The organism is Streptomyces sp. NPDC007856 (genome assembly GCF_042868225.1).
Lineage (GTDB): Bacteria > Actinomycetota > Actinomycetes > Streptomycetales > Streptomycetaceae > Streptomyces.
Genome location: NZ_JBIAEC010000003.1, coordinates 517,950 through 540,282, shown reverse-complemented (window position 1 = coordinate 540,282; position 22,333 = coordinate 517,950). Strand labels below are relative to the sequence as shown.

The 22,333-nt window shown below is 72.7% G+C and carries 21 protein-coding genes and 1 pseudogene; 7 read left to right on the top strand and 15 right to left on the bottom strand.

The window, feature by feature from the left end:
- Positions 1-10: 10 nt before the first annotated feature.
- The 8 genes and pseudogenes from ACFYOH_RS10525 to ACFYOH_RS10490 form a co-directional block, all read right to left on the bottom strand.
- Positions 11-1,282: an acyltransferase gene (locus ACFYOH_RS10525; protein ID WP_388623403.1), complete on the bottom strand. Its 1,272-nt coding sequence runs from the start codon at positions 1,280-1,282 to the stop codon at positions 11-13.
- Positions 1,275-2,486 carry an alpha/beta hydrolase gene (locus tag ACFYOH_RS10520; RefSeq protein WP_388623401.1) on the bottom strand — a complete coding sequence of 404 codons (1,212 nt, stop codon included), beginning with the start codon at positions 2,484-2,486 and terminating at the stop codon, positions 1,275-1,277. The genes ACFYOH_RS10525 and ACFYOH_RS10520 overlap by 8 nt, the downstream gene beginning before the upstream one ends.
- Positions 2,487-2,655: 169 nt before the next feature.
- Positions 2,656-3,555: an alpha/beta hydrolase gene (locus tag ACFYOH_RS10515; protein ID WP_388623398.1), complete on the bottom strand. Its 900-nt coding sequence runs from the start codon at positions 3,553-3,555 to the stop codon at positions 2,656-2,658.
- A gap of 249 nt (positions 3,556-3,804) precedes the next feature.
- On the bottom strand, positions 3,805-4,989 hold the full coding sequence (gene kynU, locus ACFYOH_RS10510; RefSeq protein WP_388623395.1) for a kynureninase: 1,185 nt from the start codon (positions 4,987-4,989) through the stop codon (positions 3,805-3,807).
- Positions 4,982-5,830, bottom strand: coding sequence for a tryptophan 2,3-dioxygenase family protein (locus ACFYOH_RS10505; protein WP_388623392.1), 849 nt, complete (start codon positions 5,828-5,830; stop codon positions 4,982-4,984). The genes kynU and ACFYOH_RS10505 overlap by 8 nt, the downstream gene beginning before the upstream one ends.
- Before the next feature lie 291 nt (positions 5,831-6,121).
- On the bottom strand, positions 6,122-6,535 hold the full coding sequence (locus ACFYOH_RS10500) for a winged helix-turn-helix domain-containing protein (RefSeq protein WP_388623389.1): 414 nt from the start codon (positions 6,533-6,535) through the stop codon (positions 6,122-6,124).
- A 52-nt stretch (positions 6,536-6,587) separates the two neighbouring features.
- Positions 6,588-6,809, bottom strand: a pseudogene (locus ACFYOH_RS10495) (response regulator); the annotation flags it as partial.
- Between the two features lie 179 nt (positions 6,810-6,988).
- The gene (locus ACFYOH_RS10490; RefSeq protein WP_388623386.1) at positions 6,989-8,320 is read right to left on the bottom strand and encodes a sensor histidine kinase; all 1,332 of its coding nucleotides are present in this window, start codon (positions 8,318-8,320) and stop codon (positions 6,989-6,991) included.
- 151 nt (positions 8,321-8,471) lie between these two features.
- On the opposite strand from ACFYOH_RS10490, the gene ACFYOH_RS10485 reads away from it, so the two are divergent.
- The 6 genes from ACFYOH_RS10485 (at position 8,472) to ACFYOH_RS10460 (ending at position 14,620) form a co-directional block, all read left to right on the top strand.
- Entirely contained in the window at positions 8,472-9,122 is a 651-nt protein-coding gene (locus ACFYOH_RS10485) for a hypothetical protein (protein WP_388623384.1), read from the top strand.
- 5 nt (positions 9,123-9,127) lie between these two features.
- Positions 9,128-9,859, top strand: coding sequence for an ABC transporter ATP-binding protein (locus ACFYOH_RS10480; protein WP_388623381.1), 732 nt, complete (start codon positions 9,128-9,130; stop codon positions 9,857-9,859).
- Positions 9,849-10,511, top strand: coding sequence for an ABC transporter ATP-binding protein (locus ACFYOH_RS10475; protein WP_388623380.1), 663 nt, complete (start codon positions 9,849-9,851; stop codon positions 10,509-10,511). Before ACFYOH_RS10480 ends, ACFYOH_RS10475 begins: the two co-directional genes overlap by 11 nt.
- Positions 10,508-13,159, top strand: coding sequence for an FtsX-like permease family protein (locus ACFYOH_RS10470; RefSeq protein WP_388623377.1), 2,652 nt, complete (start codon positions 10,508-10,510; stop codon positions 13,157-13,159). The genes ACFYOH_RS10475 and ACFYOH_RS10470 overlap by 4 nt, the downstream gene beginning before the upstream one ends.
- A 59-nt stretch (positions 13,160-13,218) precedes the next feature.
- Entirely contained in the window at positions 13,219-13,953 is a 735-nt protein-coding gene (locus ACFYOH_RS10465) for a response regulator transcription factor (protein WP_388623375.1), read from the top strand.
- A 247-nt stretch (positions 13,954-14,200) separates the two neighbouring features.
- Positions 14,201-14,620 (top strand): DUF3151 domain-containing protein, encoded by a 420-nt coding sequence (locus tag ACFYOH_RS10460; RefSeq protein ID WP_388623372.1) that lies wholly within the window; start codon positions 14,201-14,203, stop codon positions 14,618-14,620.
- A 71-nt stretch (positions 14,621-14,691) separates the two neighbouring features.
- Here the strand turns inward: ACFYOH_RS10460 and ACFYOH_RS10455 are convergent, their stop codons facing one another.
- From ACFYOH_RS10455 to ACFYOH_RS10425, 7 genes are all read right to left on the bottom strand, one after another.
- Positions 14,692-16,149 (bottom strand): MFS transporter, encoded by a 1,458-nt coding sequence (locus tag ACFYOH_RS10455; protein WP_388623369.1) that lies wholly within the window; start codon positions 16,147-16,149, stop codon positions 14,692-14,694.
- Positions 16,150-16,220: 71 nt separating this feature from the next.
- Positions 16,221-17,243, bottom strand: coding sequence for a class II fructose-bisphosphate aldolase (gene fbaA / locus ACFYOH_RS10450; RefSeq protein WP_388623367.1), 1,023 nt, complete (start codon positions 17,241-17,243; stop codon positions 16,221-16,223).
- A gap of 144 nt (positions 17,244-17,387) precedes the next feature.
- Entirely contained in the window at positions 17,388-17,936 is a 549-nt protein-coding gene (gene pyrE, locus ACFYOH_RS10445; RefSeq protein ID WP_388623364.1) for an orotate phosphoribosyltransferase, read from the bottom strand.
- Positions 17,937-17,946: 10 nt separating this feature from the next.
- Positions 17,947-18,735, bottom strand: a complete 789-nt coding sequence (locus ACFYOH_RS10440) for an aldose 1-epimerase (RefSeq protein ID WP_388623362.1) — start codon at positions 18,733-18,735, stop codon at positions 17,947-17,949.
- A 39-nt stretch (positions 18,736-18,774) separates the two neighbouring features.
- Positions 18,775-19,548, bottom strand: a complete 774-nt coding sequence (locus tag ACFYOH_RS10435) for an SRPBCC domain-containing protein (protein ID WP_388623359.1) — start codon at positions 19,546-19,548, stop codon at positions 18,775-18,777.
- Positions 19,549-19,602: 54 nt separating this feature from the next.
- Complete coding sequence (locus ACFYOH_RS10430; protein ID WP_388623357.1) at positions 19,603-21,240, bottom strand: polyamine aminopropyltransferase; 1,638 nt, start codon at positions 21,238-21,240, stop codon at positions 19,603-19,605.
- Positions 21,241-21,339: 99 nt separating this feature from the next.
- Positions 21,340-21,864 (bottom strand): DUF2617 family protein, encoded by a 525-nt coding sequence (locus ACFYOH_RS10425; RefSeq protein WP_388623354.1) that lies wholly within the window; start codon positions 21,862-21,864, stop codon positions 21,340-21,342.
- 205 nt (positions 21,865-22,069) lie between these two features.
- Between ACFYOH_RS10425 and ACFYOH_RS10420 the strand changes: the two genes are divergently transcribed.
- The coding region (locus ACFYOH_RS10420; protein ID WP_388623352.1) for a hypothetical protein at positions 22,070-22,333 on the top strand (264 nt) is incomplete at its 3' end.

Below are 22,333 nucleotides of genomic sequence, written 5' to 3'. Positions count from 1 at the left end.
CATTGCGTGGCTACTTCGCTGGGGGGAGATGGCGGCGGACCACATGGGACCTGCGGTTCCGGGGTCGGCGGGGGCCCTGTTCGTGGTGGCGGAAGGCCGTCCAGCACAGGGCGAGGGTCAGGGCGAAGACCGGAAGCCAGGCGAGGCGGTACGGCACCCAGAGCACAGAGTCCGGCGCGCTGTGCAGGCCGGGCAGCCGGCCGGCCAGGAGGCCCGTGGCCGTCGTGGCCATCATGGCCGTCTGGTGCCACAGGTAGATCGTCATCGCGGAGAGGTTGACCAGGGCCACCGCCGCCCAGAGCAGCGGGCGGGTCATCGCGCGGCGCAGCCGGTCGCGCAGGAGGAGAGCGAGACCGCACTGGGCCAGGCCGAAGGTGACGGCCGCCAGGGTCGGGGGGTCGAGGTTGGAGATCCTCGCGCCGGGGACGCCGACCATGGACGCCGGGTAGCCGGCGCAGCCGACGAGGACGGCCGTGGCCGCCGTACCGCCGAGGAACAGGATCCGGGCCGCCCGGCGGCTGTCCAGCTCGCCCCGGGTCCAGGCCGCGCCCAGGGTGTAGGGGACCAGCCAGCCCGCCGGGAGGTTCAGCCAGCCGAGCCAGGACGGGCCGGTGTGCAGGCCGAAGCGGATCAGGTCCACGTGCAGGACGACAGCGAGGGGCCAGAGCGGGTTGAGGCGGGTGAGGAGCGGGGTGGCGGCCGTCAGGCCGGCGAAGACCAGCAGGAACCACAGCGGTGACAGGGCGAGCTTGAGCAGTGCCTCGATCGTGGCGAGCGGGGTGCCGGTGAGGAGGAGAGCCGTGGCGGCCACCGCCCACAGGCACAGGAGTGCGGCAACCGGGCGCAGGAGGCGGGTCAGGCGGGCGCGCAGCCAGGAGCCGTAGGTCTCGCCTCTGTCCCGGGCGGTGGCGAGGCTTCGGGTCGCCACATGGCCGCCGACCAGGAAGAACACGGCCAGGGTCTGGAACAGCCAGGAGATCGGGGCCAGCCAGGGCATGTGCTGCAGCGGGCTCGTGGTGTGCAGGCCGCCGTCGCCGACCACGAGTGCGGTCACCAGCCAGTGGCCGAGGACGACGCCGAGGATCGCGATGGCTCGCAGGGCGTCCACGGCACGGTCGCGGGAGGCGGGGGTGAGGGCTTCGAGGTTGCGGGCGGATCGGAGGAGGGTGAGGGGCGGCTTCGGCGGGATCGTGCGGAGGGCCGCAGTGAGCCGCGACGCAGGGGAAACCGTGCCGGAGGCCGTCGTGGAGTGGGGGATGCGGGATGTGTCTGCGTCAGGCATGGGGCGCCTCCGGGGGGTCGCCGAGGGTGATCCGGGCCAGGTTGGCGAGGGAGGCCGAGCCCGGGGTGAAGTAGCCGCTGTGGTCGGCGTCGCCCGCGTCGAAGACCCGGGCGCCGAAGGCGTGGGAGACCGGGTCGGTGCCGAAGCCGACGGTGGTGCCGAAGAAGGTGGCGCCGGCGTGCGGCACATCCGCGATCCAGTCCTCGCTGCCGCGGGCCGCCCAGACCCTTGCGCGGGTGTGCAGGGCCGCGACGGAGTCGGCGCCGGTGCCGGGGCTGCCGACCAGGACGATGTCGTCGGCGTCCAGGCCTCGGGCGACAAGGCCGCAGACGACCGTGCCGTAGGAGTGGCACAGCAGGGACAGGTGCGCCTGCGGTTTCGTCGCGGCGCGCAGCCGGCGTACGAAGGCGCGCAGGCGAGGGGCGGCTTCCTTGGCGCGGGTCGCCGTGATCACCGTGGTGCTGACGGTGGCCGGTGTCTCGTAGCCGAGCCAGGCGACGACCGCGGTGCGGGTGCCTCGGGGCGTGCGGTGGGTGAGGTTGGCGTACAGGGCCGCGGCCGCCTTGTGGAAGCGGGCGTAGGTGTCCAGGGAGGTGTCCGAGCCGGGCACCAGAACGGCGATGTCGTCGGCGTGGGCCAGGTCGCCGAGCACCTCCGTGGCTTGGCCGGCGCCTCGGCCGTCGAAGCTGAGGAGGTGGCGGGACGGGGCGGCCAGGGTGCGGTCGGCGGCGGCGCGGTGGGTGTCGCCGTGCGCCGCGGCCATGTCGGCGGCGCGGGTGGCGTCGGCTCGGTTGGCGGCGTAGGTCGTCTGGAGGGTCGTCGCCGTGAGCGGGGGGAGGGTGGCGGGTGCCGGTGCGGGGACCTGGGGGCGGGCGGCGCCGGAGAGGGGGGCGGCTATGGCTGCGGTGAGGAGGGCGGCGAGGAGGGTGCGGCGCCACTTCCGGGTGCGGGCGCGGGGCGCCTTCGGCGGGATTCGGGTTCCCACCGGCACCACCCGTGACAGTTTCGTCGTCGGGTGCGGGCGGCTCTCGTGGGGCGGAAGCGCCGTCGGCGGCTGCGGGGTCGTGGGCAGGGTGTCCGACCCCGTGGGCAGCTGCCAGTCCGCGGAGGGGGAGGCACCGTACGTCGGTTCCTGCGGGCGGCCCTCGTGGGGCGGAGGCGCCGTCGGCGGCTGTGGGTGTGTGGTCTCGTGGGTGTCCCCCATGGGCGGGCTTCCTTTCAGATTGCCCGGCCATCGGGCTTGTCTGACAAGGAAGTTATGGATCGGGGGGAGTCGTCGGCGTCCCGCCGGGGAGCTGTTCTGCGGGGTAGCTCTCAGGTACTACGGGTATGACCGGGGCCGACCCGCAGGGGTGGGCGGCGTACCGCCCCTGCTACCAAGCCAGTTGCGCGATCTCCTCGGCCACCACCGCGCACGCGTCCGCCGCCGGGTCGATGAGCGGGAAGTGACCGACGTCCTCCAGCAGGGTCAGGCCCACCACCTCGCCGGCCTTCGCCGCCGCGTCCGCGTACGACTCGGCCACCGCCTGCGGCACCACCAGGTCCGTACGGCCCTGGACGAGCGTCGTCGCGATACCCGTCGGGAGGAGCAGGACGGGGTCGGCGTAGGGGCGGCGCTCGCCGAAGGTGTCGTATCCGCCGAGGAGTTGCAGGCTCGCGTTGCCGCAGACGTCCAGCTTCTCCGCCACCTCGAAGTCCGCGATCGGGGCGAGGGCCACGACACCCCGCAGGGAGGCCGGGCTGTCGGTGCGCCAACCGCTGTCCGGGGGCAGGAGGTGGCGGGCCGCCGCCCACAGGGCGAGGTGGCCGCCGGCCGAGTGGCCCGTCACCACCGTGCGGCGGAGGTCGGCCTGTGGGAGCGCCTCCCGGGCCAGAACGGGCAGCGCGTCCAGGGCGGCGGCGATGTCGTCGAAGGTGTCGGGCCAGCGGCCGGCCGGAGGAGCGGCGTCGCCGCCGTCACCCCTGTTCTGCTCGGGGATCAGCAGGTCACCGCCGCGCCGGTACTCGACGTTGGCCACGGCGAAGCCCCGGCGGGCCAGATAGTCCGCGAAGGGAGTTATGTGGCGGCGGTCGTAGCGGGCGCGCCAGGCGCCGCCGTGCAGGACCACGACCAGCGGGGCCGGGGAGTCCGCGGCGGTCCGGGGGGCGTAGAAGTCGATCACCTGGTCGGGATGGCTGCCGTACGCGGAGGTGACGTCGGGGTCGACCGGCGGGTGCGAGAAGGCCGACTCCTCTTCGGCGGCGGCGCGGGCTGCTGCGGCGTCGTCCGGCATGCTCCAACCTCTCAGCGATGGAACCTCTTTGGCGCCTGGTGGACCAGGTGGGGAATTTTCGTTCGCCGTTGGCGGGACCGTATCAGTCCGGTGACATGCGGGGACATGGGGATGTCACGCAGGGTGAGGAATAAACGGTTCTGTAGGGAAAGGCCTGGGAGGCCCGGGAGGCCTGGGGAGAAGGCGCCCCTCCCCGTACGCCCCCCAGGCCCAGCCCGGCCCAGCCAAGCCCCAGGCCCCGCCCCTCTCCTACGCCAGTTCCTCGCCCAGGATCCGCGCCGCCCGCTCCGCCTCGCCGAAGCCGACGTACAGCGGGGTGAAGCCGAAGCGGAGGACGTCGGGGTGCCGGAAGTCGCCCACGACACCCCGGGCGATCAGGCGTTTCATCACCTCGCCCGCGTCACCGCAGCGCAGGGCGACCTGGCTGCCGCGTTCCTCGTGCCGTTCCGGGGTCACGGACTCCACCCGCCCCGGCTCGGTGTACGCCCGCACGCACCGCAGGAAGAAGTCCGTCAGCGCGAGGGACTTGGCGCGGACGGTGGAGACGGACACGTCGTCCCACACGTCCAAGGCCGCCTCCAGGGCCAGCATGGACAGGATGTCCGGGGTGCCCACACGGCCGCGCAGGGCGCCCGGCGCCGCGGTGTACGAAGGGCTCATGCCGAAGGGGTCGGTGTGCGAGTTCCAACCGGGCAGCGGGGAGTCGAAGCGGGACTGGAGATCGCGACGGACGTACAGGTACGCCGGCGAACCCGGGCCGCCGTTCAGGTACTTGTAGGTACAGCCGACCGCCAGGTCGACCCCGTGCGCGTCCAGGCCCACCTCCAGCGCGCCCGCGCTGTGGCACAGGTCCCAGACCGCGAGCGCGCCGGCGGCGTGGATCGCCGCCGTGAGGGACGGCAGGTCGTGCAGGCGGCCCGTGCGGTAGTCGACGTGGTTGAGCAGGACCGCCGCCGTACGGCCGCTCAACTCCCCCGGCACCTCGGCCGGCTTCACCGCCCGCAGGGTACGCCCGGTCAGGCGGGCCGCCGACTCGGCGATGTAACCGTCGGTGGGGAAGGTGGTGGCGTCCACCAGGATCTCGGTGCGGTCCTCGCCCGCCATCCGTACGGCAGCCACAAGTGCCTTGAAAACATTGATACTTGTGGAGTCGCCCACGACGATCTGCCCGGCCGCCGCGCCGACCAGCGGGGCGATCCGGTCGCCGATCCGCTCCGGCGCGGTCCACCAGCCGCTCTCCTCCCAGGAGCGGATGCGCAGTTCGCCCCACTGGCGGCGGACCACGTCGGCCACCCGGTCCGGGACGTTCGCCGGGAGCGCGCCGAGCGAGTTGCCGTCCAGGTAGATCACATCGTCCAGGACGAAACGGGAACGCAGCGGGGCGAGCTCGTCCGCCGCGTCCAGCTTCTCTGCCTCCAGAGCCAGCTCAGACATGGGACCTCGCCGTCCACAGCTCCGGGAACACGTTCTTGCGGGCGCGCTTCTCCAGCCAGGCCACGCCGGCCGAGCCGCCCGTGCCGGGCTTGGCGCCCATCGCGCGGCGGGTGGCCACCAGGTGGTCGTTGCGCCAGCGCCAGACCAGTTCGGCCACGTCGGTCAACGCCTCGCCCAGCCGGGCCAGTTCGGCGTCCTCGTCGCCGGAGTAGATCGCCGTCCAGGCCTGCTCGACCGCGTCGGAGGGCTCGTAGCGCTGCGAGACGTCCCGGTGCAGGACGGACCCGGGGACCGGATGCCCGCGCCGGGCCAGCAGCCGCAGCACCTCGTCGTACAGGCTCGGCTCGTGCAGCGCCTTCTCCAGCTCCGCGTGCGCGCGGGGGGCGCCACGGTGCGGTACGAGCATGGACGCGGACTTCTCGCCGAGCAGGAACTCCAGGCGCCGGTACATCGCCGACTGGAAGCCGGAGCCCTCGCCGAGGGCGGAGCGGTACGAGTTGAACTGCGCCGGGGTGAGCTGGCCGAGGGGCTTCCAGGAGGCGTTGAGAGCCTCCAGTTCCCGTACGGAACGCTTCAGCGCGGCGATCGCGGTCGGTACGTCGTCGCCGCGCAGGGCGGCCGCGGCCGTCTCCCACTCATGGACGATGACGGTGAACCACAGCTCCATGACCTGGGTCGTGACCAGGAAGACCATCTCTCCGGGATCGTCGGAGAGGGTGTGCTGGAGATGGGTGAGCACGTCCGCCCTGACGTAGTCCTCGTACGGCGTCGTGCCCGCGAAATCGAGATGCGGAGTCTCGGGCTCCTGAGTCTCCAAGGACTGCTGAGCCGGTTGGGACATCGCTGTCTCCTGTTATAGCTCCGGGTAGCGGTCCGCCCCTGCCGATGCCGGCACGGGGGCCCCGGTCCCCACCCGGCATCCTCCGCAATCGGCCCCCGGTACGGCAAGGCCCGTCCGTTGCCAGACGGGCCACACCGGTGATGCGCGGCTAGCCGAAGAGGGTCCCCCTCGGTCGGGTGCGTGCCGACTCTCAGGTGTGCTCACGACCGTCCCGGCGGACCGGGACCAGCAGGGTGAAGGTGGCCGGATCCCTGGACATCAGCGCGAGGCGCATCCGCAGCGGCATGACCGTCACCCATCCCAGGGCGCGGCCTCGCGCAGGCGGTAGCCCGCGCCGCGCACGGTCTGCAATTGATCGACGCCGAACGGCCGGTCGATCTTGCGCCGCAGATAGGCCATGTACTGGTCCACCACGTTCGACACACCGTCGTACGCGGAGTCCCACACGCTCTCCAGGATGCGGGTACGCGTCAAGACCTCTCCGGGATGCCGCAGAAACAGCTCAAGCAGCGCGAACTCCTTCGCGGTCAGCTCCAGCTCCACGGCTCCCCGCCAGGCGCGACGGCTCGGCGGATCCATGCGCAGGTCCCCCACCTGCAACGCGGAGGGCCGCTCCACCGCCCCACGACGGATCAGTGCCCGCATCCGGGCGAAGAGCTCGGCGAAGCTGAACGGCTTCGTCAGGTAGTCGTCCGCCCCCCACATCCAGTCCACGCACCCGGTCGGGGACGGTGTCCCGAGCGGTGAGCATCAGCACGGGCGTCCAGCACCCGCTCTTGCGGAACTCACCGCACACCTCGAAACCGTCGCGCTTGGGCAGCAACACATCGAGCACGATCACGTCGTAGGGGAACTCGGCGGCACGCCACAGCGCATCCTGGCCGTCCGAGGCGATATCGACCGTGTATCCGGCCTCCTCCAGCCCACGCCGCAGCAGCCCCGCGGTGCGCACCTCGTCCTCCACGACCAGCACCCGCATGTCTCCCACGGTAGAAGGACCCAGATGTGAAGAACGTGTGAGTTGCCCGTGCATCGGCGTCTCCGCCGCACGCTCAACCTGCTTGGCCGCCGGCCAGTCGGCCTCGGGACCACCGCACTGGTGTCCGCGGCGGTCTGTGCGGTGCTCGTCGAGTACGCCAGCTGGTCCTACCGCCGCCTTCAGGCGTTGCCCTCGCCCGTCTCGTCGTGCACGGTCCCGTTCTGGCGGACCGGGACGAGCAGGGTGAAGGTGGCCGGGTGGCTGCTGGTCAGGGAAAGCCTGCCGCCGAGTGAGACGGCCAGGTCGCCGGCCAGCGCGAGGCCGATGCCGGCTCCTGCCCCGTCGCCGGTGTGTCCCCGGTCGAACAGCGAAGCCGCCTCGTCCTCCACGGTGCCCTCGTCGCTGACGTCGAAGGCGAGGGCGTCGTCGAGGTCCCGCACCCGCAGATGGACGGTGCCGCGTCCGTGGACGCGCGCGTTGTCCAGCAGGATGCCGAGGATCTCGGCGACGGGGGCGCCTGCGACAGGGACGTCGTCCGGCGCGTCGCCGAGGGAGCTCACCAGGCGCCTGCCGTCGCGAGCGAGCAGCCCGTGCCACCGCTCCTCGGTCTCCCGCAGCAGCCGTGCCACGGGAGTGTCCGGGGCAGCCGGACGGGGCAGGCCGCGGGAACGGGACAGGCGCAGCACCTCCTCGACCGTACCGTGCAGGCGCCGGGTGGTGGCCAGCGCCTCTTCAAGGGCGGGCCTCAGCCGGGCGTCGTCGTCCTGCGCGAGGCCCGCTTCCAGGGTGAGCTGCAGACCGGTCAGCGGGGTGCGCAGCTGGTGGGAGGCGTTGGAGGTGAAGTCCCGTTCGTGGCGCAGCAGTTCGGTCAGGCTGTGCAGCATCTCGTTGTGGGTGCGGGCGACCTGGTCGATCTCGGCGATGCTGCTCGCGGCGGCGCGTGCGCCCAGGTCGCCGGCAGCGACGGCCCGGCAGTGACGGGAGAGGTCCTCCAGTGGTGCGGCCAGCCGCCGTGCCTGGCGACGCGCCACCAGGACGGCGATGGTCAGGGCGAGCGTGCAGGCACCGGCGAGGACCGTCCACGCGGCGATGACGCGGTCGCGTACGGCGGCGGCGGGCGAGGAGGCGCGTACGACGCCGATCACCTTCTCGGCGTGCGAGACGGGCACGGCGGCGACCAGGTCATCGCCGAAGTGGCCGCGCACCACCTGCGCGCCGAGGGCCCGGCGCACCGCCGTGTCACCGGCCCGGGGGCCGCTGCCCGCCCGGAGCCGCAACTGCGGGTCGTACAGGCCAAGGCGCCCACCGGCTGGCGCCGCCGGCAGCTCCACCGGGTCGCCGCTCGCGTAGTCGGGGCTCACCCGGACGGCGGCGGCGAGGGCCGCGCGTTCCAGGGTGTCGCGCTGGCCGGCATACAGGGAGGACCTGATGACCAGGGCCAGGGGGACAGCCAAGAGGACGACGGCGACCAGGGCAGCGGTGAGGGCCACTCGCACCACGCGCTGTCTCATACCTTCCATCTTGCGGGCCGCCGACCTGGTCGGAACCGGTGCGCCACGCTTTTTGCCGTCGTCTAACCCTCGGCGAGCAGGGTGTTAACCGGCCGCTTCCTAGCGTGGGTGCCATGACCCCCCGTCGGGGACTGTTTGGAGGGCAGTGGCCATGGCAGCACACGCACGGACAGGTGCGGTCGTCGGGCTGGCGCTCCTCGCGGCGGTGACCGCGGGCTGTGCCGGCTCCGGCTCGCACTCCGGTTCCGGCACGACGAAGGCGGCACCGCCGGCCTCCTCGGCACGCAGCGGCAACGGGCAGAGCAACCCGGCTCCCACCGAGTCCAACCCACCCGGCGACATCCCCGACAACCAGGTGTACGTCGCCTACCGGCCGACCAGCGGCACCTTCACCGGCTTCACCGTGAAGGTGCCCGAAGGCTGGGCCCGCACCGAGCAGGGGAACACCACGGTGTTCACCGACAAGCTGAACACCGTGAGGATCACGGCGGCCTCCGCCGCCACCGCCCCCACGGCCGGCTCGGTCACCCACACGGTCGTCCCGCGGTTGCGCTCCCAGGTGGCGAAGTTCGCCGCGCCGAAGGTGTCGGAGGTGAACCGGCACGCCGGCCGTGTCGTCCTGCTGACCTACCAGGGTGACTCGGCGAAGGATCCCGTCACCGGCAAGGTGGTGCGCGACGCGTTCGAGCGGTACGCCTTCTACCGGTCCGGCCACGAGGTGGACCTGACCCTGTCCGGCCCGGTCAACGCCGACAACGTCGACCCGTGGCGCATCATCAGCGACTCCTTCACCTGGCGGTGAGACCGATGCCCGCCTCCCGGCCGGACGAGGACGTCCTCACCGCCCGCGAGCTGTACCGCTTCTACCGCGCCGGCGAGGAGGAGACCCTCGCGCTGCGCGGGGTGTCGCTGCGGGTGCGGCGGGGCGAGACGGTCGCGGTCGTGGGGCCCTCGGGTGCGGGCAAGTCGACCCTGCTGGCGTGTCTGGCAGGGATCGACGAGCCCTCCGGTGGCGAGGTCCGGCTGGGTGGTGTGCGGATCAGCCACCGGCCCGAGCCCGAGCGCGCCCGGTTGCGCGCCCGGCACATCGGCGTGCTGCTGCAGACCCGGAACCTGCTGCCTCACCTGAGCGTGCGGGACAACGTCCGCCTGCCCCAGCGGGCCGCAGGCCGTAAGCCCGACGTCTCGGCCAAGGAGCTTCTGACCCAGGTGGGGCTCGGCGACCGGATGCATTCCCTGCCCCTGCAGCTGTCCGGCGGAGAGCTGGCCAGGGCCGGGCTGGCCGTATCGCTGGCCAACTCGCCCGACGTGCTGCTGGCCGACGAGCCGACCGGAGAACTGGACGGTGACACGGAGCAGCTGGTGCTCACCATGCTGCGGGACCGGGCCGCGCAAGGGTGCGCGGTGCTGATCGTGACGCACAGCGCCGAAGTCGTCCGGATCGCGGACCGAGTGATCACGCTGGACGACGGGAGGGTCGCCGACGCCGCGGCCCCGGACCGGAGCCCGCTGCGGCAGGAGGTTGACGATGTCACGTGACGAGGTGCTCGTCGCCTGCACGGACGCGGCCCTGACCTTCGGCCGGGGCACGCAGGCGGTCGTGGCCGTGCACGGTGCCAACCTGGAGATCGGGTCCGGCGACCGGCTCGCCGTCGTCGGCCCCTCCGGGTCCGGGAAGAGTTCCCTGCTGCACCTGCTGGCCGGGCTCGAGCAGCCCACCAGCGGCACGGTGACCCGGGCCGCCTCGCTGGGCCCGTACGACATCGGTCTGGTCTTCCAGGGCGACAGCCTGATCCCGGCCCTGAACGTGGCCGAGAACACCGCCCTCCCTCTGGTCCTCGCCGACCGGCCGGAGGACGAGGCGCGGCAGGCCGCCCTGGCGGCGCTCGCCCTGGTCGATGCCGCCGCCCTGGCCGACCGGCTGCCCGAGGAGATCTCCGGTGGTCAGGCGCAACGGGTGGCCGTCGCCCGGGTACTGGCCCAGTCCCCACGCCTGATCCTCGCCGACGAACCCACCGGCCGCCTCGACCACACCACCGGCGCCCGCGTCCTGGACGCCCTGCTGACCGCCGCCGACCACACCGGCGCCGGCCTAGTCGTCACCACCCACGACCCGGCCATCGCCACCCGGCTCACCACCCGACGCACCATGCGCGACGGCCGGCTACTCGCACCCGAGGGAGTGTCGTGATCACCTCGTGGGCGGCCGGCCTGGCCCGCCACCGCACCGGACGCCTGCTCGCCGCAGTGGCCGGCATCGCGCTCGCGGTCGCCCTCGTCGCCGCCCTGGGGTCCTTCCTCACGGCGTCGAAGGCGACCATGACCCAGCGCGCCGTACACTCGGTCGCGGTCGACTGGCAGGTCCAGGTGCAGCCCGGCGCCGAGCCCGGCACGGTGATGACCCTGGTCCGCAGGACGCCCGACACCCGCGCCGCGCTGCCGGTCGGCTACGCCCACACCACCGGATTCACCGCCCGTGTACAGGGCAGCACCCAGACCACCGGCCCCGGCATGGCCCTCGGCCTGCCCGACGGCTATCGCCGGCTGTTCCCCGACGCCATCCGCACGCTGTCGGGCTCCCCGACCGGCGTCCTGCTGGCCCAGCAGACCGCCTCCAACCTGCACGCAGCCCCCGGCGACACCATCGGCGTCCGGTTCCCCGGCATCGGACTGAGGCAGGTGAAGGTGGACGGCGTGGTCGACCTGCCCCAGGCCGACTCCCTCTTCCAGACCGTCGGCGCCCCCAGCCAGTCCCAGCCCACGGCACCCCCGGACAACGTCGTCCTCCTGCCCGCCACTCGGTTCGCGTCCCTCACCCGGGGCGCCACCGCGGTCACCACGCAGATCCACGTGGCCCGTGACGACGCCCGTCTGCCCTCCGACCCGGCCGCCGCCTTCACCACCGTCACCCGCGCCGCCCACAACCTGGAGGCCCGCTCGGCCGGCACCGCCCTGGTCGGCAACAACGTCGGCGCCGCCCTCGACTCCGCCCGCCAGGACGCCCTGTACGCCCAGATCCTCTTCCTCTTCCTCGGCGTCCCGGGCGCCGCCCTCGCCGCCGCACTGACCGCCGCGGTCGCCTCCGCCGGCGGTGAGCGCCGCCGTCAGGAGCAGGGCCTGCTGCGGATGCGCGGCCTGCGCCCCCGCCAGATCACCGCCCTCGCGGGGCTGGAAGCGGCCCTGATCGGTCTCGTGGGCGGCTTGTCGGGGCTGGGCATCGCCGCGCTGACCGGCCGTCTCGCCTTCGGTGCCGCCTCCTTCGGGGCGAGCGCGGGCACCTGGGCCGCCTGGTACGGCATCGCCTTCGCCCTCGGCGCCGCCGTCGCCGCCGGGGCGGTCCTGGTCCCCGCCCTGCGCGACCTGCGCACGGTGACTGTTGCCGAAACCCGCAAGGAGTCCGGCGCCCGCAGCACCCGCAGCCCGTGGTGGATGCGCTACGGCCTGGACTTCGCCCTCCTGATCGGCTCCTGGCTCGTCTTCCGCGCCTCCGCCGGCAACCAGTACGCCCTCGTCCTCGCCCCCGAAGGCGTGCCCAGCATCTCCGTGTCGTACTGGGCCTTCCTCGGCCCGGCCCTGCTGTGGGTGGGCGCCACCCTGCTGGTCTGGCGGCTCACCCTCCTCGCCCTCACCCACGGCCGCCCCGCCCTGGCCCGGCTGGCCCGCCCGCTCACCGCGACCCTCGCCGGCACCACCGCCGCCACCCTCTCCAGGCGCCGACGCCCGCTCGCCCGCTCGATCGTCCTGCTCGCCCTCGCCGTGTCCTTCGCGATCTCCACCGCCGTCTTCAACGCCACCTACAAGCAGCAGGCCGAGGTCGACGCCCGACTGACCAACGGCTCGGACGTCACGGTCACCGAACCACCCGGCGCCCATGTCCCGCCCAGCGCCGGTGCCGCCCTGAAGATCTCCGGTGTACGGCACGTAGAACCACTCCAGCACCGCTTCGCGTACGTCGGCTCCGACCTGCAGGACCTCTACGGCGTCCGCCCCGGCACCATCGCGCGGGCCACGTCGCTCCAGGACGCCTACTTCGCCGGCGGCACCGCGCACCAGCTCATGCGGAAGCTGGCCGAGCGTCCGGACAACCTGCTGGTCAGCGTCGAGACCGTCAACGACTTCCAGCTCTCCCCCGGTGACACCGTCAACCTGCGCATCCAGGACGCCCGAACCAAGGCCCTGCGCACGGTCCCCTTCCACTACGCCGGCATCGCCAAGGAGTTCCCCACCGCCCCCAAGGACAGCTTCTTCGTCGCCAACGCCTCCTACATCGCCAAGGCGACCGGCAGCGACGCCATCGGCGCCTTCCTCCTCGACACCGGCGGTACCCACCAGAAGCAGATCGCCGCGCAACTGCGCGGACAGCTAGGCACCAGCGCCACCGTCACCGACCTCACCCAGACCCGCGGCACCGTCGGCACCAGCCTGACCTCCGTCGACCTGGCCGGGCTCACCCGTATCGAGCTCGCCTTCGCCGTCCTGCTGGCCGCCGGAGCGGGCGGACTCGTCCTCGCCCTCGGCCTCGCCGAACGCCGCCGCACCTTCGCCATCGCCACCGTCCTCGGCGCCCGGACCCGCCAGCTGCGCGGAATGGTCCTCACGGAGGCGCTCCTCCTGGCCGCGGCCGGCCTGGCCGGAGGCGCGGCGATCGGCTGGGCGCTGTCCGAAATGCTGGTCAAGGTCCTGACGGGCGTCTTCGACCCACCGCCCGCAAGCCTGTCGGTCCCCGGCGCATACCTCGCGCTCACCGCGTCGGCCGCTCTGCTCGCCGTACTGGCCGCAGCCCTGAACGGCATCCGCCGCGCGCGACGCCCCGCCGTCGAGGAGTTGCGCGACCTGTGAACAGCCCGCAGGCACAAGAGCCCGTGCCGATCGCACAGACCCCTCCTACGCTGACCATCATGGGCACGCCCGCCGTACCGGACCGCAGCCGCTTCCGCGTCCTCGTCGTCGAGGACGACGACACCATCGGGCGCCACCTGGAAACCGGCCTGTGCAGCAACGGCTACGCCCCCACCTGGAGCCGCACCGGCGCCTCCGCCCTTGCCGAAGCCACCCAAACCGCCTACGACGCCCTGCTCCTGGACCTCGGCCTGCCCGACCTCGACGGCTTGGACCTCGCCCGCACCCTGCGCTCCCGCTTCCCCGACCTGCTGATCGTGATCCTCACCGCACGCACCGACGACATCGACGTCATCGCCGGCCTGGACGCGGGCGCGGACGACTACCTGGTCAAACCCTTCAGCCTCACCGTCCTTCTCGCCCGACTCCGCGCCCACCTGCGCCGCCAGACCGCCACCTCGCCGGCGGAGCAACCGGTACGGCTCGGCGACCTCGTCCTGGACGCCGCGGCCCGCCGCTGCACCCTCCACGGCGCCGAAGTCTCCCTGCGCCCCAAGGAGTTCGACGTGCTGGCCCTGCTCGCCCGGCGCCCGGGCGCGGCCGTCTCACGGGAAAACCTGATGGCCCAGGTGTGGGACGAGAACTGGTTCGGCCCCACCAAGACCCTGGACGTCACCATGGCCGGCCTGCGCCGCCGCCTCGCCCAAGCCGCGGACGCCTCCGGCCGCCCCTGCCGGCTGCCCCGCATCACCACCCTCCGCGGACATGGCTACCGGCTGGAGCGCTGCAGCTAGTGCTGCCGGGCCCGCCGCGAAGGTCGCGGCCTCGGCCCGGTGCAGGGCCCGCTCCCGGTGCAGTTCCGCGCTCTGCTTCTCCGGGTCCTCGGTGAGCGCGATGTAGCGGGCAGCGGACATGCGCTGACCTCCCACCCCCGAACGGCACAGTGCGGTCGGCGGTCCTCCTCCTGCCGCGCGACGCCCAGCCCCTCCGCCTCGTCGTCCTTGCTGATCCGGGTGTAGACCCAAGTGGCAGACTGCTTCCATGACGACGCACAAGAACCTGCTCGGGGGCCCGGACCCGACCTACCTGCCGGAGAACGAAGAGGCGTACCGCCTGCTGGGCGAGGAGTCCCGGTCTCCGTCCGAGGTCGCGGCGAAGCACCCCACGTTCTCGCTCGCGTGGGCGATGCTCGCCGACGACGCCTTCGAGGCAGGGCGAACGGTCGAGTCGTACGCATACGCGCGCACCGGCTATCACCGCGGTCTGGACGCGCTACGCCGGGCGGGGTGGAAGGGGCACGGCCCCATCCCTTGGAGCCACCGGGCCAATCGCGGATTCCTGCGCTGCCTCGCCGCCCTCGCTCGCGCCGCCGGCGAGATCGATGAGAAGGACGAGACGGAGCGTTGCTGGCAGTTCCTCAAGGACAGCAGCGCCGAGGCGTACGCCGAGCTGAAGCGGTAGAGAAGGGTGCTACTGAGTGCCGCCGTCTCGCGCTGAGCGACGGCGGCACAGTCATGTCCGCCGCGGTGGCCCTAGCCACCCCGCCGCTCCCCCTCCAACGGCGGAGCCGTGACGCACCCGTGTACATGGCACTCGGGGTGTCGGCACTCCGGAGCCGGGCGGCGGACCAGGGCGAAGGCCACGAGCGAACCGGCCACCAGCACCCCCGCGCAGATCGGCATCGCGCGATCGAACGCCGCGTCGAACGCCGTGGGCGACCGGTACGCCTCCGGGCCCATCCCCGCGAGCAGCGGCAGCGCGGCGACCGCGATCAGGCCCGCCGCCCTGGCCGCCGCGTTGTTGATGCCGCTGGCCAGGCCGGCCCGGGCGGTGTCCACGGAGGCGAGGACCGTGGCCGTCAGGGGGGCTACGAGGGTCACCATGCCCGCGCCCATGACCAGCAGGGCCGGCAGCACGTCCGTCAGATAGTCGGCACCCTTCCCCACCCGCAGCATCAGCAGCATCGCCGTCGCGCAGAGCAGCGGGCCGGCCGTCAGCGGCAGGCGCGGGCCCGTGCGGTCCGCCAGGGCGCCCGAGCGGGCGGAGAAGAGGAGCATCAGGGCCGTGGTCGGCAGCAGGGCCGTACCGGCTTGCAGGGGTGAGTAGCCCGAGACCACCTGCAGTTGGAGCGCGGTGAGGAAGAAGAAGCCGCCGAAGGCCGCGTACACGCACAGGGTGACCAGATTGACCGCCGTGAACTGGCGCGAGGCGAAGATGTCCGGCGGGAGCATCGGGTCCGGTCGGTGCCGCTCCACCTGCACGAAGGCCACCGCCGCGACCACACCGGCCACCCCGGTCAGCGTCACCACCAGGGAGCCCGCCTTCGCCTCGATCAGCGCGTACGTCAGCAGGGCCAGGGCCAGGGCGCCCAGTGCCGCGCCGAGGACGTCGAAGCGGGCGTGCTTGCCGGCGTCCCTCGACTCGGGGACGTGCCGCAGGGCCACCGGTACGCACAGCAGGGCCAGCGGGACGTTCAGCAGGAACACCCAGCGCCAGCCGGGGCCGGCCACCAGCCAGCCGCCGAGGAACGGGCCGACCGCCGCGCCGATCCCGCCGAAACCGGACCAGAGGCCGACGGCCCGGCTGCGGTCGTCGCGGTGGAAGGACGACTGGATGATCGCCAGGGAGCCCGGGGTCAGGAGCGCGCCGCCGATGCCCTGCAGGGCCCGCGCGGCGATCAGCATGACCGGGTTCGGCGCCAGGCCGCACAGCAGCGACGCCACCGCGAACCACACCACACCCAGCACGAAGATCTTCCGCCGGCCGTAGTGGTCGCCCAGCGAGCCGCCCAGCAGGATCAGCCCGGCCAGCGTGACCATGTACGCGTTGACCGTCCATTGCAGGGCGGCCAGGCTCGCGCCCAGGTCCTGGCCGATGCGCGGGAGCGCCACGTTGACGACGGTCGAGTCCAGCAGCGCCATGCTGGAGCCGAGGACCGTGGTGAGCAGGATCCACTTGCCCTGGGGCGAGGCCAGCCGGACGTCGGGCATGCCCCAGGTATACAGCGGCCCGGCGGCCGGGAACAGCCGCCGGGCGCGCCGCGGGAGAACGGACGTACCGCTTACTTGATCTTGTTGCCCGCCGAGCGCAGGTTCTGCGTGGCCTCGACGACACGCGCGGCCATGCTCGCCTCGGCCAGCTTGCCCCAGGTGCGCGGGTCGTAGGCCTTCTTGTTGCCGACCTCGCCGTCGACCTTCAGGACGCCGTCGTAGTTCTGGAACATGTGCGCGGCGACCGGACGGGTGAAGGCGTACTGGGTGTCCGTGTCGAGGTTCATCTTCACGACGCCGTTGTCCAGCGCGGTCAGGATCTCCTGCTCGGTGGAGCCGGAGCCGCCGTGGAAGACGAAGTCGAAGGGGGACGCCTTGCCGAACTTGGCGGCGACGCCGTCGTTCAGCTCCTTCAGCAGGTCGGGGCGGAGCACGACGTTGCCCGGCTTGTACACGCCGTGGACGTTGCCGAAGGAGGCGGCCAGCAGGTAGCGGCCCTTCTCGCCCAGGCCGAGGGCCTCGGCGGTGCGGATCGCGTCCTCGACCGTGGTGTACAGGGAGTCGTTGATCTCGTGGGAGACGCCGTCCTCCTCGCCGCCGGTCGGGGTGATCTCGACCTCAAGGATGATCTTGGCGGCGCGGGTGCGCTCCAGCAGCTCCTGGGCGATCTCCAGGTTGTCGGCCAGGGTCTCGGCGGAGCCGTCCCACATGTGGGACTGGAACAGCGGGTTCCTGCCGGCCTTCACGCGCTCCTCGGAGACCGCGATCAGCGGACGTACGTACCCGTCGAGCTTGTCCTTCGGGCAGTGGTCGGTGTGCAGCGCGATGTTGACCGGGTACTTCTCGGCGAGGATGTGCGCGTACTCGGCGAGCGCGACCGCGCCGGTGACCATGTCCTTGCTGTACTGGCCGCCGAGGAACTCGGCACCACCGGTCGAGATCTGGACGATGCCGTCGCTCTCCGCCTCCGCGAAGCCGCGCAGCGCCGCGTTCAGGGTCTGGCTCGAGGTGACGTTGATGGCCGGGTAGGCGAACTTGCCTGCCTTCGCCCGGTCGAGCATCTCGTTGTAGACCTCGGGGGTTGCGATGGGCATCTGTCCGCTCCTTGTGTTGCGGGTTGGGGTTGTGCGTTACGGCCCTGACCTAGACCTGAGGGTTTCGACGCCGTCGTCGTCCCCATCTTTCCAGACATGGACCGATGGTCCATGCGCCGGTCAAGTCCAGGTCAATCCGCGTCGTCAGTCCAGACCCAGTTCATCCTTCGAGAAGGCGAACCGGTACGGAACGCCCGCGCCGGCCTCGATCTTCTCGGCGGCGCCGGTCGCGCGGTCCACGATGGTCGCGACGGCGACGACCTCGGCACCGGCCTCGCGCACGGCCTCGACGGCGGTGAGCGGGGAGCCGCCGGTGGTGGAGGTGTCCTCGACGACCAGCACCCGGCGGCCCTTGATCTCCGGGCCCTCGACGCGCCGCTGCAGCCCGTGCGCCTTCGCCGCCTTCCGTACGACGAACGCGTCCAGCCGCTGCCCGCGCGCGGCGGCGGCGTGCAGCATGGCGGCCGCCACCGGATCGGCGCCCATGGTCAGGCCACCGACCGCGTCGAACTCCAGGTCGGCCGTCAGGTCCAGGAGCACCTGGCCGACCAGCGGGGCGGCCTCGCCGTCGAGGGTGATGCGGCGCAGGTCGACGTAGTAGTCGGCCTCAAGACCCGAGGAGAGGGTCACCTTGCCGTGCACCACGGCCTTGTCCTTGATCTGCTGCAGCAGCGCGCCACGTACGTCCGTCATGCCGACCAGCTTAAAGGCGCCGCCAGCTCCAGGTCGTCGTCGCCTCCAGCGGCTCCAGCGGGGTGACCAGGCGCGGGAGGGTGTTCAGGCCGTTGGGCGGGCCGGTCTGCGGCTCCACGCACACGGCCTCGGCCTGCTCGTCGTAGACGACCACCCACTCCTCGCGGCTGGTCACCTTCAGCTCCAGCTGCCCCGGCCAGGTGAGGGTGACGTCGACGCCGCCGGGCATGCCGAAGCAGTCGTCCCAGGGACCGGGCCTGGGGTCGATCCGGTTGCCGGTGGGCAGATGGTCGTCCCCGCGCTCCTCCTGCCAGGCGGGCTTGAAGTCGACCGTCACGTCTTCGCGCCCGAGGTTCCGGTTGAACCAGGGGTGCCAGCCGATCTGCGCCGGGAAGGAGTCGTCCCGCGCCTCCACCGACATCGTCAGCGTCAGGCCGTCCTCGGCGAGCGTGACGACGTGGGTGACGCGGCCGGGGTGCGGCCAGGGGTCGACCAGGTCGTACGTGATCACCGCCTCGTTCTCCGCGACGCGCGCGGTGCGCCAGGCGCCGTCGCGGGTGGTGCCGTGGATGGCGTGGGGCGGGGAGTTGAGCGGCATCTGGCGGACGGTGCCGCCGTCCAGGAAGCGGCCGTCGCGGGTACGGCCGCACCAGGGCACCATGGGGAAGCAGCCGTAGCGGGACCCTTGCCTCAGCAGTTCCAGGGCGTTGACCTTGAGGCTGCTGATACGGCCGCCGTTGGTGGGGCTGAGGCGTACTTCCGCATTGCCTGCGGTCAGCGTGATGTCTTCGTTACTCACGGGAAGACAGTACTTGGGGGAGATCGGGGCGCATCGCGCTCAACGGCGTTTGCGCAGTGCCCTGCTCACGACGATCGCCGACGCCACCACCAGGGCCGCCGCCGGTGCCGCCCAGCGCAGTGCCGATGTCGCCGTGACCGTCTGGGGTGCCGGAACCGGTGCATAACGGCCTCGTGGCGGCGCGTGGTCGACCTCCTCCGCGCTGCGGCCGATCATCGTACGGCGGGCATGGGCGGCCTCGGCGGGGGGCTCGCCGGTGTCGGCGAAGTCCTCGGCGAGGCGGTCGGCCGCCGGGTCCAGGGACGGTGGCGGGACCTCGGTGTCGAAGACCGAGGTGCGCTCGGCCTCGGGCTCCGGCGCCTGTTCCTCCCCCTCCTCCGAGGCCGCCGGGGGCTCCACCGTCGCCAGGTTCTCCACGAATCGGTTCAGCAGGCGGGTCGCCGCCGCGTGCACCGCGTCCGGTGGCAGCTCCGCGATACGGCCGTCCGCGTTCGCCGCGCCCTCGACCGTGACCGTCGTACCGCCCTCGTCCTCCGCGAGGCGCAGGGTGAGGGCGAGTTTCACCGCGCCGGTGCCGCGGGCCTCGGTGGCGTCGGCCTCGACGGCGTACGTACCGTCGTCGTGGGCGACCACCCGGGCCGTACCCCGGTAGGTGACGGAGTGTCCCTGGACGCGGAGCTTCAGGCGTCCGGTGACGGGTTCGGCACCGGCGTCCTGTTGCAGGCCGGGGATCGCGCGGGCGATGCGCGCGGGGTCGGCGAGGGCGGCTCTGAGCGGTTCGAGCCCGACCGGGACGAAGACCTGGTGCTCCATGTCCGGTGAGCCTACCCAGCTGTGACCGGAATTCACCCTCACCTGACCGGCTCGTCAGTACCGCGGATGCACCAGCGTCGACGCGGGCAGCCCGCCGATCCGGGTCCGTTCCGCCGCCCGCGCGTCCGCCGTCAGGTCCGTCTGCGTCAGGGTGTGCGACGGCCCGGCGGTCAGTCGCAGCGGTGGTGGCGTGGACGCCGGGCTCGCCAGCAGGAACCCCCAGTCGTGCGGGGCGCCGGACGCGCCCGCCGAGCGGTCGGGGCCGGCCGGGAAGCCGGGGTCGTGGCCGAGGACGCGGTAGGAGGAGACGGCGAAGCGGGCGGCGCGCAGGGTCGCGGCGACCGTCCAGAAGACACGGGGGCGGGTGGTGACGGACCCGGCGTGGACGACGAGCCGGCCGCCGGGGGCGAGGACGCGGTGGGCCAGGCCGTAGAACTCCTGGGAGTACAGCTTGGTGCTGGCGGTGATGCAGGGGTCGGGGAGGTCGGCGATCACCACGTCGTACCGGGAGGGGGGCGCGCCGCGCAGCCAGCCGAGGGCGTCGGCGGTGGTGGTGTGGACGCGGGGGTCGGCGTAGACGTGCTGGTTGGCGGTGGCGAGGCCGGGGTCGTGGCGGGCCAGGCGGAGCAGGCCCGCGTCGAGTTCCACGACGTCGACGCGGCGCACTCCGCCGTGGCGCAGCGCCTCGCGGGCGGCCAGGCCGTCGCCGCCGCCGAGGATCAGCACGCGCGCGTGCGGGCCGCCGGACAGCGCCGGGTGGACGAGGGCCTCGTGGTAGCGGCGTTCGTCCCGGCCGCCGACGCGGAGCCGGCCGTCCAGGAAGAGGTCGAGGGGCTTGCCGTCGGTGCCTCCGGCGAGGACGACCTCCTGGACGTCGGTCTGTTCGGCGACCCGGACGTCCGTGCCGTAGACGGCGTGCCGGGCGGCGCGTTCGAACTCGTCCGCGAGGGCCGCCGCGGAGGCGAGGACGCCGAGGACGGCGAGGCCGACGAGGAGCAGGGTCCAGCGGGCCCGGCGGGTCAGGTCGCGGCGGAAGAGGCCGAGGACCAGGGCGCCGCCGGCGACGACGTTGACCGTGCCGGTGAGCAGCGCGCCCGTCAACTGGCCCAGGACGGGCAGGACAAGGAAGGGGAAGGCGAGGCCGCCGACCAGCGCGCCGACGTAGTCCGCCGCGAACAGGTCGGCCACCGCGCCGCCCGCGTCCTGGTGCCGGATGCGCTGGATCAGCTCCATCAGCAGCGGGACCTCGGCGCCGATGAGCAGGCCGATGGCGAGGGAGAAGGCGACCAGCAGGCAGCGCGGGCCCTCGGCCCACATCCCGCCCCAGCCGCCGGTCCAGGCGAAGACGGCGTACAGCGCCATCGCACTGCATCCGCCGACCAGCGCGAGGACGGTCTCGATCGCGCCGAACCCGGCTGCCGCGTGCCAGCGCAGCCGCTTGGCGCCGAGGGAGCCGACGCCCATCGCGAACACCATCACGGACAGCACGACGGAGGCCTGGGTGACCGAGTCGCCCATCAAGTACGAGGCAAACGCGACGAGTTCCAGCTCGTACACGAGTCCGCAGGCCGCGCAGACGAAGACGCACACGAGGACCAGGAACCGCCCGGTGCCGGGCCGGACGGGCAGCCGGGCGGGGACTGTCCAGGACGGCGGGCAGCCCGGGGGCGCGGGGGCGTGCGGTTCGATCACTCTGCGACGTTACGTCACACGCGCGGCACGCTTCGTCACCCACACGTGTGGATCTGGGGGCAGTTGAGGTCCTGGGGGTTTATCTCCGCGCGGGCGTGCTCAGCTCAGGTGTGCGGTCGGCACCCGCACACCGACCCGGGTCCGGGTGGCCACCAACTGCCCGTCCTGCGGGTAGGCGTGCCAGGTGCGCCAGTGCACCTGGCCCTCGTGGCGCTGGGCCAGCATGGCGGTGAAGGCGTGCGGGCTGCCCGGGAAGACGCCGGCGAGGCCGTGCGGATGGTCGGAGACCAGGGCCAGCAACTCCTGGGCGCGGCCCGCGAACGAGCCGGGGGTGAGCACCTCGACGCGCGCGGCGAACTCGTACTCCCAGTCGCCGACGCGCTTGGCGACGCCGAGCGGCAGCGGGGTGCTGGAGCCCGGGATGCAGGCGACAGTCTCCGAACAGCGGCCGCGCTCCTCGTCCAGCAGCACCTGGTGGGACGCGCCGAGCAGTCTCAACTGGAGCTTGGCTCCGGCGAGTTCGAGGTCGAGGGTGGCCAGGGCCGGCAGCGGCTCGCGTCCCAGGGCCCAGGCTAGGTCGGCAGCGCGCGTATCGGTGTAGGAGGTGTTCAGGGTCGTGAGCATGGATCGGCTCCGCTAGCACGCGATGAGGGGGAGATCGGCCATGTCAGCCCAGCCGGCTCGGCCGGGTTGGGGAGTCTCAGGGACGTCCGAGGGGCTGCGTTGGCGTTTTAGAGGGAATCATGAACAGAGGCGCCCCCACAGCGTTTTTACCCAACTTCGCCGGGTTTCCATCCATCAGAGGGCTCCTTTGCTCAACTGTTCAACCATGGCGCACGCCTGGCGCGGCAAACGAACGGCGAGCGCGGGACACGGAGACGTCAACGACGGACGCCGGGTGCGGGACACGTGCACGGCGAGCGCGGAGACGTCAACGGCAGACGCCGGGCGCGGGACACGTGTGCCGTGGGCGCCGGGCAGCTGGTTCGCCCGGCGGGCGCCTGGCGCGGGAGACGTCAACAGCGGACACCGGACGCACGACACATCAACGGCGGAGACCGGGCGCGGAGACATCAACGGCGAATGGCGGACG